Consider the following 15,949-nt stretch of genomic DNA (forward strand, 5'->3'; position numbering starts at 1 on the left):
TTAAAACTCCTCCATTAGGTAGGCCAATTTGTTGTCTAGAAGAGGCAGAGATTCGTCAACGAACATGAACAGAAGATCACAACGGATTGAAGTGCCATCAATGTTGTAGCTGACTTCAAAGGTCATGGTCTTCTTAAACGAGCCACTGGTATTCTCAATCACGGAATCAATCGAGATGTGTTGCCCGAGCAGCACAGGTGAGCTTTGGAAGAAACGAACTTCTGATTGTTCCCCTAACCCATTCAAGAATGAGCCAACTAAGATGTTCGACACATCCATCAGCAGTTCTAGTTCTTCAAGCTGTTCACTTTCGGTTGGCACTTTCATGAGCTTCTTAAGATCGCTCACGCTGGAATCACTCAACAAGACTAATGCTTCGCCTGCAATGCCTTCTCCGCTGAAGCCTTGGCAAACACCCGACACTTGGTCGTTGTCTGCTAGGTCACGAAGCGCCATATGCAATTCACTTACTTCGAAGATGTTGACGTTCGGCAGTGGTAAGTGCACAAATACATTAAAGTGACGAGCCAGTGCATCAGCGGCACGGCCTATCGCTACGTTCGCGACTTCCATATAGATATCGCGTCGGCGCAATATTGGAAGTTCGAGAGCAGTAGGCGTATACAGTTGAGGTTGTTTTGGTGGATCGACGTGCTCACGTAAAATCGCTTTTAACGCTTCTTTATCGATCGGCTTTTGCAAAAACGCTTTAGCGCCGAGATCCATCACCTTCTGTTGTGCTTTTGGTTGTATGTCACCAGAAACAACGACAACAGGCGTGGTATCACCCAAACGTTGCATCTCTTCCAATGTGCCATAGCCGTCTAATTCCGGCATGGTGAGGTCGAGGAACATCAATTTAAATTGGTTTTGAGCTAACTCTTCAAGTGCATTAAGCCCATGAACAGCAAAAGTTATATCTGCATTTAGAGAACTAGGCAGTGATCGAGCCATCTGCTTCCTTGCTAACGCAGAATCATCACATATAAGAACTGGGAACGACATAAATGCACCACCGACAAATTAAAGCTAATTCGGTCGAGTGTAACAGAACATTATGGTATCAGGTACGGGGTGAATGGATTTATGTGTAGATTATTAGTAAGAATGATGAAACAAGCAGGTAAGCTATTATCTGGCATTATTCTTCATGAAAAACAATATGCTACAAAGGTAATAACCGTTCGTCATTATAGAGTAATAGCACTTTTTCATGGAACAGCAGCGCTAATTTATGAAATGACAGCCTTAATAAGTGAGTTTATTAAGGCTCAATCTCGTCATGAATGTATCGGTTTTATATGCTCTATATAAAAGAGCGAATACAAGGGACTAAAACTGGTATGAAGGCCATAGGATCAGTAATGCGAAACGTATAACCACAGCAAACACCAACAAAGCAATGCCCAAACGATACCATTTGTATTCTGCAATATTCATTGGGATACGTTTGTAGAACATCGTAATCACGCCTTTCCAATCGCTACTGCGTCTTCCGTACTGCATCATGCTCGTCAAAACAAACAGCGCGCCAAGCACTAACATCCCTTTTTCAGCCCAGAACAATCCAACTTCCATTTGTGTATTCCTTGATAAAACAGTGAGCAACTCAAATCATTCTAGTCACCTTTGCCGTAGGTTTCTGTAAGACCAAGGTCTAACCCACTCTCTACTTACTTGAGGTACTTATCTGGACGTACTTAAGTGAACGTAAATCGCTGAGCACACTTAACTGAACAGCGTGTTCATATCGAGTTCAGCTCCACCATCTATACTCTTGTTTCCACTAACAGGAGAAACTCAATGAAATCACTGAAAAAGTCGCTTTGTGTATTAACTGCTTCAGCTTTACTCGTTACCGCTCCGTTTGTGAGTGCTTCAACACCACAACAACCGCCACAGCCAGCGCTTAGCCCACTGCAAATGGTTATTGCTTCTTTGAATCTAACCGAAGAGCAACAAGCGGAAGTATTCTCTCTTGTCCAAGAGTATCAATCCGATAGAACAGAGATTGATATGGATAAAGCCATAGAGCTTAAGAAGAAACAGATCAGCCTTGTGACTCAACCGGATTTTGATGAAGCCGAAATGGAAAAGGTCATCGACACGGTTCAAGCCACTGAGAAGTCGATGGTGATGCAGGAGATGCGTCTTAAAAACAACATCTATAACGTGTTGACTGAACAGCAGAAAGAGCAATTTAAAACCATGATGAAGTCTGCGATCTCTGGTGGAAAGTAGCTTGGTAGAAAATAGTTTGGTAGAAAGTAGTCTGGCAATAAATCGTCAGGCAGAAAATAGCTGCCCCTAATCCTGATAAGGATTCTTCCCATCTCCCCCAAAAAAGAAGAATCGGAATAGACAACAAAAAAGCCGCAGTCACCTTAATGACTGCGGCTTTTTAGTATTCAGTGCGCAATTAGCAAATCACGTATAAGCATGATTCGACAAATCTGGAGATTGGTTGTTCTTTTGAATGACACGCATCAATTGGATAAGTAGCAGAATACCCGTCACACCTAAACCAACGCCGATTCCGCCCCAAATCCCTGCAAGCTGGAACTTATGCATCAAATACCAAGCAGCAGGTAGGCCAAATATCCAGTAACCAATGGCTGTCATCACGGTTGGCATTGAAACAATCTTCATCCCTCTCAATAGGTTAATTGCCAGTAACTGCCAAGCATCAACGATGAAGCACAACGCTACCACCCAGATAACAGAAGCTAATAACGAAGTCATCGCACCAGTGCCGTCGTCTAGCTTAAAGAGAGAAGCGATCATTTCAGGCCATATGATAAACACGGCAGACAACGCCACGCTCAACACCGACACCGACACCAAGATAAAGCTTAGAACGGATGTTCTTTTGATTCCTTCGTAGTTGCCCGCACCGTAATCACGCCCAACCAAAATAGCGGCAGCCTGTGAGAAGCCGAAATTGAAGTTCCAAGTGAAACTTAAGCATTGCAAAAGGATTTGGTGCAGAGCTAACGAAGCAATACTGATCGTGCCCGCCATTAAGGTGCCGCCGTAAATTAAGCCATGCTCAAGTAAAGCCGCCATTGCAATCGGCAAGCCCATCATCAATAAAGGACTCATCAACTTAATCGAATATTCTTCAGTATGAAGCCATGGGGCGAATTGCTTGAACTCGTCGCGCTTAAACACCCACACCGTATATCCAAGCATCACGATAAACGCAGCAATAGCGGTTCCTAAACCTAGACCCGTTAAGCCCATATCGAGCTGGAACGTCAGTAAATAACTCACTGGCACATTCAGAATTACGGTAATAACAGACATCACAAGAATGGATCGCACATTACCGAACGCACTGGTTAAGCCACGCAGCACCAATAAGATAAGCGAAGGCAGCATTACCCATTTCAAGGCGTGCACGTATTCCATCGCTAAGGTGATCACTTCTGGCGGCTGTTTTGCTGCTTCCAATACCAACGGAGCAAACCAGAAGCTCGCCATTAAGGTCACACTCAACACAAATGCCAGCATAGTTGCGCCTTTCACTGCCAACCTAATTTGTGTATTACCAAACTCTGGGCGAGCTACTCGTTGACCATAAGCAATAGCGATCAGGTTCACGACACAGCCTACGGTGCTGCTCGCAATAATGAAGATGAAGAAGTAGATAGAGGCACCTAAGCCACCAGCCGCAAGGGCTGACACACTGATTCGCGACATCATCCAAACATCAGTAAGGACTAAAGCCATGGATATCAGCTGTGAAATGATCAAAGGGAATGCAAGAGTGAGTATTTTTTTCATGAGCGCCTCAGTTAATTCCGCCCAAAATACGATCGATGAGGCTGGCGTTCAATTGATAAATTTGCGACTCTAACATTCCATAAACTCATGCGAACGAATTATGACCCCATATCCTAGCTTGCCATCCTCACATAATGGCTTAAAAGCCTTCGAAGCGGCGGCAAGGCTGATGAGCTTTACCTTAGCCGCTGATGAACTCAACGTGACACAGAGTGCGATCAGCCGTCAGATCAAACAGCTTGAAGATGACTTAAACGCATCGTTGGTTATTCGTAAGCATCGAGCGATTGAATTAACAGAACAAGGTCATGATTTGTATGTGGCTTTGCGTGATAGCTACGGCAATATCGAATCGGTGATCGCCTCTTGGAGTGAGCCAAAACAGAAGCGGATTGTGATCAAAGCGACCCTCAGTTTTGCAACGCGAGTATTGATCTCTAAGGTTCGTGAATTAAACGAACGTTACCCCGACTACGAGATCGTGATTGTTCCTGTGATTGAAGAAGATGAAGCGATCAACAGCAGCGAGTATGACTTGTTGATCTTCCACACTCGCTTCAAAAAACGCTATGACAATACACCTGATATCACTTTCTTGCGCGAGGAGTTCATGGCGCCGGTTTGTTCTACTAGCTTAACGAATTCTGCCAGTTTAACGACGCAAGACACCGACCTCGATTCGATCTTAACCATGCCAAGGCTCCATCCCACCTTAGATCATCATGACTGGAAAGTATGGCTAGCCGATGTCGAGTTCCCGCCGAAAAAGCCCGTCAGAAACACCAGCTTCTTGTCGTTAGATTTAGCGCTCAGTGCATGTTTATCGGGGGAAGGTGTCACGGTGACTGATTTGCTTTTGGTATTACAAGAACTTCAACGAGGCTTTTTATACTGCCCTAAAAACGCCAAGATCCAACACAGTGCTTGGACTTACTTTGGCCACCAGCGTACTCATTCACCGGTAATAAGTGACCTTATTGAATGGCTTAAAGGCGAAACAGCGAAAGAGATTGAATTACTGAAAGCGCTATCCCATCAAAACCATTGGTCTGGAGTCATCCAAGATCATTAAGGGATCTGCACCTAAGATTTCAAAATCGCATTAACCTTATAATCCATAACGTTTATTTATTGATTCGAATGACCTATCTTACGCCCTATGAACCAGTACACAGATATTGGCATCTTATTCTTAGGAGAAAGTCATGGAACAACAACGTCTAAAAGTCGCGATTATCGGCGCGGGACTGAATGGTTTAGCACTCGCGTTATCACTACGTAAATTTGGTATTAAAGCTCGAATATACGAGAAGGCAGCACAACCACGAGCTGACGGTACGGGTATCATCATGTGGCCAGAAGGCATGCAGGTACTTGCGGCATTAGTAGGGGTAGATAAAGTAAAAGCCGCGTGTAACCAAGTCGATACCATCTCAACATTAACGGCGACAGGATTACCAATCAACACGCTCAATATGAGTGACTCCCCAAGCAAAGCCAACGCGCCAATTGGTTTGTTTCATCGCAGCCGTTTATACCAACTGCTATTAAATGAGCTAGGAGACGACTGCATCGTTACCAATCAAACCTGCACTGTTGTTCAAAACGACGATGAGCCGCAGATTCTGATCAATGGCGAACCACTTGATGCGGATATTATTGTCGGTGCCGATGGTGTGTTCTCTCAAGTGAGAAAGTTTGTCGCGCCTGATGTGTCTTTAAGACAACCGAACGTTTATTGCTGCCGCGGTGAGATTGATTTCAAAGCATCAGAAATCAGCGATGATGAGTGTTATGTTTTTGCGGGTGATAAATCTCGTATTGTCACTTACACCTACGACCGAGAAACCCAAGGCAAGTACTGGTTCGCTGCATGCGCCGTTGAAGAAGGTGAAACGCTTTCTAAACAAACCGTGTTAGAGCAGTTCTCGCACTACCCTAGCTATTTACTGGATATGATTAGAGATACGCCAGAATCGAAGATCTTACCTTCTCCCCTTGCTGATGTTGCACCATTCGATACTTGGTATCGTGATAATGCCGTTTTACTCGGTGATTCATGTTGTGCTGTGTTGCCAACCATGGGTATCGGTTTCAGCTTGGGCATCGAGAACGCTTATGTGCTAGCACAGAGCATTGCTTCGAACTTTGAAGGCACAGAGCAAGCATTCAAACGCTACCAACAACGAGCTCAGCAACGATCTCACGAGCTACAAAACATCACGCACCGACTCAGTGAACTGACTTATAAAGATGAGTTCAACCCAGTTGAAGTGGCAGAGCTTTATCAACAGTTCGCGATTGCCAATAGTCGCTCGCCTTTTTAATGGCTTGATTCGCTAGCAGTACTTTCTCTACTAGAAAAGCCGCAGTATTCACTGCGGCTTTTTAGATTATTAGGTCTGCTCTCTAGCTGCACCAGATACTGTAGCTTAAACAGGCACTACAGCTTAAACATACGTGCGCTGCGTGGTGGTAAGTTAAAGGTATGATAGCGAGAAGTCACAGTTTCTGTCGCGCTGCTTAATACGTCTTTGTATTGAACATGCCAATTGAACTCATGTTGGTAGGTATCAACCGTCACGCCACGCGTTTCGCCACACTTGTTAATACCAACAACTCCCTCTTTACCTCGCTTGAATAACAAAGTGCACTGGTCGCTAGAAATCATCGTCATTGTTTTGCCTTGCATCGCGTTATGGAAGCTCAACATGTTTTTCATTGTCGAACTGTTCCAAACATTGCCCCAACGACCGTTATCCTTGTCTTCAGAATCAGGAAGATCATCACTGTAGATCAACGGCGTGCCACCATCTTTACCAAGGATATAAGCGTAAGCAAGCTGCTCGTCTTGTGGGTCCATGATTTGGTAACGGAAGCCGTCATTAGTTGGAATATCATGTGTGATAGCGAAAGTGATTGAGCGACTATCATCCAAAGCTTGTCCGTACGCTTGTGGATCATGCAGTTGGTTTAAACCGCCACTCATAGAGAAGGCTGATCGAATTGAAGCAAACAGCGGGAAATCGTACGCAGAATGATTGGTGTTGTTCAAGTAAGGCGCTAAGAACGACTCATAACCACTGTTCCCTGCCCCGCCACTGGTAATCACCTCGCCAAACACATGCATATTCGTGGTGATCTCAGGCGTAAATATTTGGTCGATTTGGTACTGGCTCATGTGTTTCACCGCATCGATACGGAAACCTTTGATGCCCATGTCTTTCAACGCTTTCAAATATAAACGTTGCTGTGACACTACCCAGTTATTTGGATCTAGATCCGGAAGACCCACATCGCCGTCGGCACCACACAAGCGCCAGTATTGAACATGACCCGGGTCGTTCCAGTCAGTAATGCAACCTGCAGCATGGAAATCGTTAGCTGAGACAAAACCCTGCGCTAAGTTGCCAAATAAAGTCTGGTCGGCATAGTAGCTTGAATGGCTGGCATAGTCGTTTAGCACTTCTGTGCCTGGGTAATCCAAGTCACTTCGCTTCCAGCTTTCATTCGCCATGTGGTTAAGTACAACATCCGCGTAAACATCAACACCGACACTTTTCAGCGCAGTGATCATTGCGGCTAAATCTTGTTTGTTCCCCAACGGAGAATCAATGGTGCGGAGATCTTGTGGTTGATAACGCGCCCACCATTGGGTCCCACTAGATTTCATTGCCGGAGCAACCAACACTTTCTTATAGCCAGCTTGAGCAATTTGATTCGCGTTGGCCGTCACATCTGAATACTTCCAGTTGAAAGCGTGCAAAATAGTATCGGCGTAAGTCGCGGAACTGAAAGAACAAACAGCAAGGGCGGATATGAGTAGGGTATTTATTGGTTTCATAAAAATGTCTCTTATTATCTATTCATCGAAATAATAAGAAGACTAAATCCAATTGAAACCAAAATAAGTCAGAGTTGAATTAAGGTCACTCTCTGTTGGGGTTGATTTTATAAAACTGAGTCATGGTAGATATTACGTAGAGGCCGATTGAATGATAGCAATCCTGACTTTTGATTAGTATTTTCAGAACAATAAACAGACAAAGACTTTGGTCGAAGATCCTAAACTAGGCTATGATTCCTTTTCCCTCAGCCTATTGATCTTTTTATGTCTTCTTTCTCTTTTTCACAAATCCCTGTTGGGGTTCGATTCATGATCCTCTCCGCTTTTGGATTCGCACTGATGTCAGCTTGTGTGAAATACATCAGCAATTATGGCATACCTGTATTTGAAATTGTTGCAGCAAGGGCTTTGGTGTCTTTGATCATCAGCTACATCGACGTAAAACGAAAAGGCATTTCAATCTGGGGTAATAACAAACCTTTGTTGTTTGTTCGTGGCGCGGTAGGTACCGCAGCACTGATGTGTGTTTACTACGCTGTAACCACTCTTCCGTTAGCAGAAGCAACTATCCTGCAATACGTACATCCTGTATTTACTGCGTTGCTGGGTGTGTTATTCCTCAAAGAGCGCGTCCAAAAATCGACCATGATCTGCATTGCATTCTGCCTAGCGGGATTATTGGTGATGGTACAACCAAGCATGAACAGCGGTGCGAGCAGCGAATTACCACTATTCAGCATTATGGTGGCGTTATGTGGTGCGTTTGGTAGCTCAATCGCTTATGTGATTGTGAGAAAGCTGAGCCAGACGGAAGACAGCTCTGTCATCATCTTCTACTTCCCACTGGTTGCCCTACCGATCTCCACAGCCCTTATCTGGAACGACTTTGTATGGCCGAACTTATTCCTAACCGTGATGCTGGTTCTAGTCGGGATTTTCACTCAAATCGGCCAATACGGGTTAACCAAAGCGATGCAGACCCAAGCCGCGGGCAAAGCTTCGGCTTACTCATACGTTCAGATCGTATTCTCGGCACTGTTAGGCGTGTGGATCTTTAATGAGATTCCATCAGTTTGGACTTATCTAGGTGGTGGCCTGATCGTGACTGGCGCGCTAATCAATGTGTTTGGCAAACAACTATTGGTGCCGTTCAAAGCTAAGTAGATTACCAAACTAAAGATCAGTTAGCCAATCAGCTAATCAATAGATCTAAAAAGGGCATTGCGGAATATTCCACAATGCCCTTTTCTGTAAGTCTTCCTAGCCCCCTTTCTTAGACGTTTTATTTCGAACAAACTCGCTCTAGCACACCAACTCGATTAACGAGTTTTATTACGTGGCGTTGCGTAGCTTGGGGTCATCGCTCAGGTATTCAACGAACTCAACTTCAAAACCAGCCGGGTCCACAAAGTAGACGTTTTTTCGATAAGGTTCTTCGGCACCGGGTTTGGCTATTGGGAAGCCCGCGTCGATAAGGCGTTGAATGACGCTCTCAATGTTATTGGTCACATAAGCGAAGTGCGCGAGGCCAACCGAATGCCCTGCTAAGTCTCTATTTTCACCCTCACCATGATCACTCATCGCGATATATTGGTATTCGTCGCCAAAATGCAGCCAGTTACGTGGCTTGCCTGACCATTCGCCTTTTCCTTCATCACGGACGTACCAATGAGGGAACGCCGCTTTGTAGAAAGTCAGCATTTCAGGGATGTCCTTAACGACTAAATTCACATGTTCAAGTTGGATCATTCTTCTCTCCTTAAAGTATTCTCGTAAGCAACGAAGTTCATGCTAATACTTCAAGTTAAGTTGAGGTAAAGGATTAATTTACGTTTATTTTCGAGAACGTTTTTAGAGCCCAAATTGTTCGGTTTTTAATGCCATACAAATCTAAGTTTAGACGACCTAACCTAATGTGGCTTCCTTGCCTGTATTCTGTTCTTTGTGCTTAATACCAGTCACTTTATGGGAGGTGCTCTCTCCAAACCACACCTCCCACTAAGTGAGCCGATGAAATGGATGTTGTATACAGGCCTCCCCACAGTGATCGCCATGCAGAACCAAACCGTAGTTAATTCAAATACAAGCACTTAGCATATTTCATCGACTGCGCAACGGGAGTGGTACATGGACAACAGAATCACCATTATTGAATTTCTCAGAGTGTTCGATTGCATTCGATCATCTGGCGAGCAATTGGACAGAAAATATCAATTGGGCGAGATGGTAGCATGGCACGATTACGACGGTTACACCTGTTGGTTAAGCTACCGAGACGTTACGGTGACACTGATGTTCCATGGTTCATTGAAGATCGAATACGACAAAACATCGAACTATGAAGACTTCATCAAGCGTTGTTTAGCTATGCTTGAAACTGAACCTTCTCCGTAAACTATCTATAGCTAACGAGTAAATAATGGAGAAAATCATGAACGAATCCGACTTTAGAACGCATTCAATGCGTAAGCGAACAGCGCCTTTATGGTTAATGTTCTGCCTTTCTTTTTTATGGTCTAAAGCGTCAACAGCAGGAACAGAGATGATTGATTTCACACAAGCGAACGAACATAAGAATTGGACAGCGACCAACGACAATGTCATGGGCGGCATCTCAACAGGCGGGTTCATTTATGATGATGGGATAAGTCAATTCAGGGGTGAGCTATCGTTAGAGAATAACGGTGGTTTCAGTTCAATCAACCGCTCCGTTGAATCCGTAAACTCTGATGTGGACAGTATAGAGCTAAAGTTTGTTGGTGACGGCCGAACTTATCAATTACGGTTCACAACTTGGATAGATGGAAATAGAACTAACTACAAGCACAGCTTTGAAACCATCAAGGGTGAACAACTCAAGAAAGTCTTCCAACTAAACGAGTTTAAAGCCGTGTTCAGAGGTCAATTACTCAGTGGTGCGCCAAGACTTGAAGCTCAAGACATCAAACAGATCGGCTTTTTGATTGCAGACAAACAGCCCCTGCCCTTCGAGCTAAACCTAATTCAGATTCAATTCAAAGCATCCCAAAAATCTGAGTAAATCACAGATAAACAAAAGCCCCTGATATCTTACCGATTTGCGAGTGATATAAGGGGCTTGCTTTTCAAACTGTTCAAAAGATCAACACTTCAAACCGTCAAAGATCTAAATCATTAACTATTAATATTTAATGGCTGTTTTACCAATCGAAGCGCTGCTTTCAATACGTTGGTGTGCATCTTTAATTGTGTCCACACTAAAGCCATTTAGGGTCGTGGTGAGCGTAGATTTAATACGACCCGCATCAATCAGATTCGCGGCTTGGAATAAGATGTCTTGTTGCTTCTGGATATCATCGGTATTGAACAGTGAACGTGTAAACATCAGTTCCCAAATAAAACCTGCTGATTTACCTTGTAACGCAGACAAATCAACTCCGCCATCAAACTCAACAATCGAACTGATCATGCCTTGAGGAGCTATTAGCTCTACCATCGAATCCCAATGCCCTTTTGTATCAGCAACATTGAAGATGTAATCCACATGTTGGATACCTTGATCTCGTACAGACTCAACCAAGTTACGGTGATTCACCACATGGTCTGCACCCATATCCCTAACCCACTGTTCAGTTTCAGGTCTTGAAGCTGTAGCGATAACTTTCAGATTAGTCAGTTGCTTCGCCAATTGAATCGTAATTGAACCTACACCGCCTGCTCCACCAATGATCAGGATAGACTTTTTCTCTTCAGGACGAACACGCAGGCGGTCAAACAACGCTTCCCAAGCGGTAAGTGTTGCTAGTGGCATAACAGCAGCAGCTTCATCAGAAAGGCTCTTAGGTGCTTTAGCCGTAATACGGTAGTCCACAGCTTGGAATTCTGCGTTAGCACCCATACGTGTTACGTCACCCGCATAGTACACACGGTCACCGAGTTCGAAGCCTTCAACGTCAGCACCTTTGCCAACAACTTCACCGACTGCGTCATAGCCCAACACTTTAGGTTGTTCGAGTGTTTTATCCTTAGCATTACGAATACGAATTTTAGCGTCTGCAGGGTTGATAGAAGTCGCGCTCACCTTTACCAACAAGTCATTATTTTTTAGTTCTGGCAGACTCGTTTCAAACTCAAACAAACTCTCTTGCTCGGTAATCGCAAGTGACTGAGTAAATCCAATAGCTTTCATTTTTGATGGTAGTGACATTGTGCTTTCTCCTTGAATTAGACGAGTTAATCTTAGTTAATTCCCACCCGAGATAAACCGCCTAATATTTGAATGATTCTCAAATAATTTTTGATAATAGTATTGCCGCTATCTGGGTAATGCAGACATCTAACTGCATTGCCAACGGCTTAGAGGTTAAATCAGACGTTTCTCAATCAACCAATCATGTGTGACTTGATCTTGTGATTTACCTTCACGGCAAACTTTGTAATCCAGTTCGGCAATAATATCGTTCGAGAAACGTAGTGAATCCAGCTTCTGAATCTGTTTTTCACTGAACAAGTGCTTCTTGTCATCTCTTAAAAGAAGTACCGCTCTATCAACAATTCCGAGCAAGCCTTTAGGCTCTTTGAGTTCGCGAATATCGTAGCGATAATGCAGAAACTGCGGTTTCCATAGGGGCACGATGGCCCACTCTTTGTTTGCGACCGCACTTTCAAATGCATCAAAACAATCCGCTTCACTTCCAGAGAAGAATTCGTAGCCGACATCGCTCAGGCCATAGTCTTTCATCATCTGGATAGAGAAACGTGTGATACCAGCTCCGGGGTTGATACCTTGGATAGTCGAGTTCATTTTCTCGATCACTTCGGCCTTTAATAAATCAGAGACTTCAGAAACCGCATCTTCAGGCACATAATCTGGTACGCCCCACAACGCATAAGGTTCATAATGAAGCCCAAGCTCAATAAGCGGCTCAACTTCCTCAACGCCCGCTTTGTAAATACCGTGACTTGATGGCAACCACGCAGAAGAAAGCATATCCACTTTGCCTGCTTTCAGCTTTTCAAAGTTCTCCTGATGTGGAGAGAAAATACGTTCTACCTCAAACCCCATGGCTTTTAATACATTGGTAACCAGTGATGCGGTCGTACGGTGGAACGACAAATCCGTTACACCCATTGTGATTTTCTTAGTCATCTTACTTCCCCTAGATCGTAGGCTTCGTCCATACAGCGCGTACTGCGCTACGTTGTCGATATGGGAAAATGATAGTGAGAAAATTACTAATGAAAAACAGCCTCACATTTGAATTATTATCAAATTAATTTTGACAATTAAGTGTTTGAAGCTAACTTAGAAGCGATAAGTAGGGATAACCCATTTGCAGAGTGTGATGGGGAAATATCCCAACGCCATCTTTAGAACATAATTCAATACAGGGAGATAACATGCTTCTTGAAGACTTACAGGTCATTTTGAAAGTAGCGGAGTTTCGCAGTATCACTGCAGCAGCCACCAACCTAGACATGCGAACGGCCACTGCCAGTGCTGCCGTTAAACGTGTTGAAGCCGCGTTAGGTGCTGAATTGTTTGTCAGGACCACGCGCCACCTTAGGTTGTCTACCGCGGGTGAGCGTTATCTGCCTGAATGTGAACAAGCATTGAAAATGTTGGATCAAGCAAAGCTCAACATGCGAGAAGAGCTTGGGGTTGTCGACGGTGAAATTCGTATTGCGCTTTCATCAGATCTAGGCCGTAACCTAATCATACCTTGGTTAGATGAGTTCTTGCTTGAATACCCAAAGGCGACGCTTCGCACTAGCATCAGCGATAGCAATATCGACTTCTACCGAGATTCCGTCGATATGGCGCTGCGTTACGGTTCCCCGACTGACGCCAACATGTATGGTTTTAAGATATGCGATGTGCCGAGGGTATTGTGTGCTGCTCCTGAATATTTGGCTGAAATGGGAACACCAAAACAGCCTAGTGACTTAGCTCAGCACAACGGTTTGCTTTACCAACTCCATGACATGTTGCAAGACGAATGGGTGTTTCACGATGGCAATCAAGATCATAAAGTGAAGCTTAAAGGGAATCGTGCATCGAACGATGCTGACCTTGTGAGACGTTGGTGTATTGCAGGGAAAGGTATCGCAATAAAGTCTTGTTTAGACATGTCACCTCATCTGCTTTCAGGTGAAGTTATTAAAGTTATGCCTGAATTTAAACCGACCCCTACCGAGCTGTGGTTAGTGTGTCCAAGCCGTCAATCCATTACACCGACCGTTCGCTTATTAAGAGACTTATTCAGAGAGAAAACCGCAACGATCCTTTCTCAATTGGGTGACCAAGGTATTATAGAAAATAAAACATCATAGGATCTAATGCAGCTTAGAGATAAGACGTAGAGATACAAAAAAGGCGTTAGCGAACTTCAATTCGCTAACGCCTTTAATCATTTGAACATCATATGGGTATGATGAACATACTGACTGTATTACAAGTACTTGGTTTAATACCCTTAATACAAGAGCTTAGTTTGACTCTTCTTCAACAACGTCACAATCGGCACAACACTGAAGAGCGATTTCATGCTCGAAAGTGATGGTGTCTTTGCCTTCTTCCAGTAGCTCTGCGATTTCATCCGCGACTTCTTTCTCATCATCCGCTTCGATGTCGCTTGCTAGCTCTTCTTCTGAATAACCGAAGAAGTTTAGTAGTAGGTACTCACGAGCTTCATCTTTAGTACAAACCACGTTTGCTGAAAGATCAGGTGTAATCTCACCTTGCGCAAGAGTCGCTGTCAGTTGAGCGATAGCATCCTCTTTCATCGCAGGCGTTAACCAACCAAGATCAGTACTTACCGTTGTTTTTTTACAGTCGAAGCAAGGCAGTTGGTGAAAGTAGTATTGAAAGCTAGTCATAAGTAATTTCTTCTTTAAATGTTATATAGCGAGATTATGCGCGTTTTGTAGCAAAATACTATCTCAATCACAACCTAAGGCTGTTTCGATCAGAATATTTTTACCAAGTACAGAGCGCCATAATGACGACTGATAAATTAAAGGCTTCGCTCACTTGGGAGATCATCTCATTACGACGAAGTTTGCGAAGTCTTGTCTACTCCACGCGACTTAGCCTTGTAATTGTGTAACCAGCAACAAAATAACCCGATGCACAGACCCCAAAATGCACTGCCGATCCCTAGTAAATTGGTGCCAGAAGCCGTGAATAGGAAAGTAAAAAGTGCGGGCTCTCGATAGTGGTTGTCTGCCATCGAAACGGCTAAACAATTCATCAATGTAGGCATCACGGCTAACCCCGCGACAGCTATCACAACCGCTGAAGGAACCGCGCTAAACAACGACACGAATGACATCCCCATCACACCAGCTAACAGGTAAAATACCCCCATCGAGACCCCTGCCATATAACGTGTTTTTGGATTATCATCTGCATTGGGACCCATGCAGATCGCCCCTGTAATTGCTGCAAGGTTATACGCAAAGCCTCCAAGCGGGGCGAATAATAGCCCGGTCACACCAGTGGTGGTGATGATCTTAGATGAATCAACTTGGTATCCGTTCGCTTTAAGCACAGCAAAACCTGGCAAGTTCTGCGAAGCCATAGTCACAATAAACAGTGGGATACCGACGCTAACCAACGAGAAGAACTCAAAATCAGGCATAATGAAAAACGGTACAGTTAAACCGACTGTGACCTGACTGACATCAAGTTTGCCAAAACCGACACACATCACCAAAGCAATAACGAAAATGCTTGGGATCAGTAAGTTTCCTAGCCTTGCTTTGGCCAAAATAAAAACAGCAAGCATGACCGCAACTATCTGAACTTCTTCCATTAACGACGTAAATAAACCCAAACCAAACTGCAACAAAATCCCCGCCAGCATGGCAGATGCGATTGATGTTGGGATCTGTTTAAGTACCTTCTCAAAGATTCCCGCTAAGCCAACCAGCGTGATCAACAAAGAGCTAAAAAAGAACACCGCAACCGCCTGATTCATTGTTAACCCTTCCAAAGAAGTAATTAACAACGCTGCTCCGGGGGTCGACCAAGCTGTAACCACAGGTCTCTTGTAATAGAGCGAGAGCAATATCGTAGTGGCGCCCATGCCAATTCCCAACGCCCAAAACCATGACGCGACTTGCTCTTCAGTTGCTCCTGCACTCATTGCCGCTTGGAAAATGATCGCAGCAGCACTCGCATAACCGATGAAAACAGCAATAAAGCCGGTACTGACGTGAGAAAACTTTAGCTTAGTCATGTTAATTTGTTCCTGTGTGCGTTATAACGTCCATAGATTGAACTTAGCACCTGTGCGCTATAACGCACAACTGATTTTTTTAAAAAATTTGTAG

17 protein-coding genes are annotated in these 15,949 nt (G+C 44.2%); 8 read left to right on the forward strand and 9 right to left on the reverse strand.

The annotated features are described in order from the left end of the window. Entirely contained in the window at window positions 1–1,005 is a 1,005-nt protein-coding gene (locus tag QWZ07_RS03035) for a response regulator (RefSeq protein ID WP_102536568.1), read from the reverse strand. A 102-nt stretch (window positions 1,006–1,107) separates the two neighbouring features. On the opposite strand from QWZ07_RS03035, the gene QWZ07_RS03040 reads away from it, so the two are divergent. Next, a complete protein-coding gene (locus QWZ07_RS03040) occupies window positions 1,108–1,314 on the forward strand; it encodes a hypothetical protein (RefSeq protein ID WP_290253677.1) in 207 nt (68 codons plus the stop codon). An 18-nt stretch (window positions 1,315–1,332) separates the two neighbouring features. Here the strand turns inward: QWZ07_RS03040 and QWZ07_RS03045 are convergent, their stop codons facing one another. Further along, window positions 1,333–1,578, reverse strand: coding sequence for a hypothetical protein (locus tag QWZ07_RS03045; RefSeq protein WP_029223306.1), 246 nt, complete (start codon window positions 1,576–1,578; stop codon window positions 1,333–1,335). Between the two features lie 225 nt (window positions 1,579–1,803). Between QWZ07_RS03045 and QWZ07_RS03050 the strand changes: the two genes are divergently transcribed. Next, on the forward strand, window positions 1,804–2,241 hold the full coding sequence (locus QWZ07_RS03050) for a Spy/CpxP family protein refolding chaperone (protein WP_192852809.1): 438 nt from the start codon (window positions 1,804–1,806) through the stop codon (window positions 2,239–2,241). A gap of 186 nt (window positions 2,242–2,427) precedes the next feature. On the opposite strand, the gene QWZ07_RS03055 is transcribed toward QWZ07_RS03050, so the two are convergent. Next, window positions 2,428–3,786: an MATE family efflux transporter gene (locus QWZ07_RS03055; protein WP_192852808.1), complete on the reverse strand. Its 1,359-nt coding sequence runs from the start codon at window positions 3,784–3,786 to the stop codon at window positions 2,428–2,430. 100 nt (window positions 3,787–3,886) lie between these two features. Here QWZ07_RS03055 and QWZ07_RS03060 point away from each other — a divergent pair, with 100 nt between their 5' ends. Both QWZ07_RS03060 and QWZ07_RS03065 read left to right on the forward strand, forming a co-directional pair. Further along, window positions 3,887–4,858 carry a LysR family transcriptional regulator gene (locus tag QWZ07_RS03060; RefSeq protein WP_192852807.1) on the forward strand — a complete coding sequence of 324 codons (972 nt, stop codon included), beginning with the start codon at window positions 3,887–3,889 and terminating at the stop codon, window positions 4,856–4,858. A 133-nt stretch (window positions 4,859–4,991) separates the two neighbouring features. Then, window positions 4,992–6,113 carry an FAD-dependent oxidoreductase gene (locus QWZ07_RS03065; protein WP_192852806.1) on the forward strand — a complete coding sequence of 374 codons (1,122 nt, stop codon included), beginning with the start codon at window positions 4,992–4,994 and terminating at the stop codon, window positions 6,111–6,113. A gap of 116 nt (window positions 6,114–6,229) precedes the next feature. On the opposite strand, the gene QWZ07_RS03070 is transcribed toward QWZ07_RS03065, so the two are convergent. After that, on the reverse strand, window positions 6,230–7,630 hold the full coding sequence (locus QWZ07_RS03070; protein WP_192852805.1) for an alpha-amylase family protein: 1,401 nt from the start codon (window positions 7,628–7,630) through the stop codon (window positions 6,230–6,232). A 267-nt stretch (window positions 7,631–7,897) separates the two neighbouring features. Between QWZ07_RS03070 and QWZ07_RS03075 the strand changes: the two genes are divergently transcribed. Continuing rightward, complete coding sequence (locus QWZ07_RS03075) at window positions 7,898–8,797, forward strand: DMT family transporter (protein WP_192852804.1); 900 nt, start codon at window positions 7,898–7,900, stop codon at window positions 8,795–8,797. Between the two features lie 168 nt (window positions 8,798–8,965). On the opposite strand, the gene QWZ07_RS03080 is transcribed toward QWZ07_RS03075, so the two are convergent. After that, entirely contained in the window at window positions 8,966–9,382 is a 417-nt protein-coding gene (locus QWZ07_RS03080; protein ID WP_102363069.1) for a VOC family protein, read from the reverse strand. Window positions 9,383–9,760: 378 nt separating this feature from the next. Between QWZ07_RS03080 and QWZ07_RS03085 the strand changes: the two genes are divergently transcribed. Both QWZ07_RS03085 and QWZ07_RS03090 read left to right on the forward strand, forming a co-directional pair. Continuing rightward, the gene (locus tag QWZ07_RS03085; protein ID WP_192852803.1) at window positions 9,761–10,027 is read left to right on the forward strand and encodes a DUF3081 domain-containing protein; all 267 of its coding nucleotides are present in this window, start codon (window positions 9,761–9,763) and stop codon (window positions 10,025–10,027) included. Window positions 10,028–10,094: 67 nt separating this feature from the next. Then, window positions 10,095–10,673, forward strand: coding sequence for a CIA30 family protein (locus QWZ07_RS03090; RefSeq protein ID WP_390226520.1), 579 nt, complete (start codon window positions 10,095–10,097; stop codon window positions 10,671–10,673). Window positions 10,674–10,793: 120 nt separating this feature from the next. Here QWZ07_RS03090 and QWZ07_RS03095 read toward each other — a convergent pair whose 3' ends face one another. Continuing rightward, window positions 10,794–11,819, reverse strand: coding sequence for a zinc-binding alcohol dehydrogenase family protein (locus QWZ07_RS03095; protein ID WP_192852801.1), 1,026 nt, complete (start codon window positions 11,817–11,819; stop codon window positions 10,794–10,796). Window positions 11,820–11,975: 156 nt separating this feature from the next. After that, window positions 11,976–12,743, reverse strand: coding sequence for a glycine betaine ABC transporter substrate-binding protein (locus tag QWZ07_RS03100; RefSeq protein WP_192852866.1), 768 nt, complete (start codon window positions 12,741–12,743; stop codon window positions 11,976–11,978). Window positions 12,744–13,012: 269 nt separating this feature from the next. Between QWZ07_RS03100 and QWZ07_RS03105 the strand changes: the two genes are divergently transcribed. Next, a complete protein-coding gene (locus tag QWZ07_RS03105; protein WP_192852800.1) occupies window positions 13,013–13,945 on the forward strand; it encodes a LysR family transcriptional regulator in 933 nt (310 codons plus the stop codon). Between the two features lie 156 nt (window positions 13,946–14,101). Here the strand turns inward: QWZ07_RS03105 and QWZ07_RS03110 are convergent, their stop codons facing one another. Both QWZ07_RS03110 and QWZ07_RS03115 read right to left on the reverse strand, forming a co-directional pair. Next, window positions 14,102–14,491 (reverse strand): hypothetical protein, encoded by a 390-nt coding sequence (locus tag QWZ07_RS03110; RefSeq protein ID WP_192852799.1) that lies wholly within the window; start codon window positions 14,489–14,491, stop codon window positions 14,102–14,104. A 170-nt stretch (window positions 14,492–14,661) separates the two neighbouring features. Beyond that, window positions 14,662–15,855, reverse strand: a complete 1,194-nt coding sequence (locus tag QWZ07_RS03115; protein ID WP_192852798.1) for a benzoate/H(+) symporter BenE family transporter — start codon at window positions 15,853–15,855, stop codon at window positions 14,662–14,664. Window positions 15,856–15,949: the final 94 nt, after the last annotated feature.

Source organism: Vibrio lentus (assembly GCF_030409755.1).
GTDB lineage: Bacteria > Pseudomonadota > Gammaproteobacteria > Enterobacterales > Vibrionaceae > Vibrio > Vibrio lentus.

Bases quoted from the DNA above. Each gene is read 5' to 3' on its own strand.
- QWZ07_RS03035 (WP_102536568.1), bottom strand. From the start codon at position 1,005: ATGTCGTTCCCAGTTCTTATATGTGATGATTCTGCGTTAGCAAGGAAG.
- QWZ07_RS03040 (WP_290253677.1), top strand. From the start codon at position 1,108: ATGATGAAACAAGCAGGTAAGCTATTATCTGGCATTATTCTTCATGAA.
- QWZ07_RS03045 (WP_029223306.1), bottom strand. From the start codon at position 1,578: ATGGAAGTTGGATTGTTCTGGGCTGAAAAAGGGATGTTAGTGCTTGGC.
- QWZ07_RS03050 (WP_192852809.1), top strand. From the start codon at position 1,804: ATGAAATCACTGAAAAAGTCGCTTTGTGTATTAACTGCTTCAGCTTTA.
- QWZ07_RS03055 (WP_192852808.1), bottom strand. From the start codon at position 3,786: ATGAAAAAAATACTCACTCTTGCATTCCCTTTGATCATTTCACAGCTG.
- QWZ07_RS03060 (WP_192852807.1), top strand. From the start codon at position 3,887: ATGACCCCATATCCTAGCTTGCCATCCTCACATAATGGCTTAAAAGCC.
- QWZ07_RS03065 (WP_192852806.1), top strand. From the start codon at position 4,992: ATGGAACAACAACGTCTAAAAGTCGCGATTATCGGCGCGGGACTGAAT.
- QWZ07_RS03070 (WP_192852805.1), bottom strand. From the start codon at position 7,630: ATGAAACCAATAAATACCCTACTCATATCCGCCCTTGCTGTTTGTTCT.
- QWZ07_RS03075 (WP_192852804.1), top strand. From the start codon at position 7,898: ATGTCTTCTTTCTCTTTTTCACAAATCCCTGTTGGGGTTCGATTCATG.
- QWZ07_RS03080 (WP_102363069.1), bottom strand. From the start codon at position 9,382: ATGATCCAACTTGAACATGTGAATTTAGTCGTTAAGGACATCCCTGAA.
- QWZ07_RS03085 (WP_192852803.1), top strand. From the start codon at position 9,761: ATGGACAACAGAATCACCATTATTGAATTTCTCAGAGTGTTCGATTGC.
- QWZ07_RS03090 (WP_390226520.1), top strand. From the start codon at position 10,095: ATGCGTAAGCGAACAGCGCCTTTATGGTTAATGTTCTGCCTTTCTTTT.
- QWZ07_RS03095 (WP_192852801.1), bottom strand. From the start codon at position 11,819: ATGTCACTACCATCAAAAATGAAAGCTATTGGATTTACTCAGTCACTT.
- QWZ07_RS03100 (WP_192852866.1), bottom strand. From the start codon at position 12,743: ATGGGTGTAACGGATTTGTCGTTCCACCGTACGACCGCATCACTGGTT.
- QWZ07_RS03105 (WP_192852800.1), top strand. From the start codon at position 13,013: ATGCTTCTTGAAGACTTACAGGTCATTTTGAAAGTAGCGGAGTTTCGC.
- QWZ07_RS03110 (WP_192852799.1), bottom strand. From the start codon at position 14,491: ATGACTAGCTTTCAATACTACTTTCACCAACTGCCTTGCTTCGACTGT.
- QWZ07_RS03115 (WP_192852798.1), bottom strand. From the start codon at position 15,855: ATGACTAAGCTAAAGTTTTCTCACGTCAGTACCGGCTTTATTGCTGTT.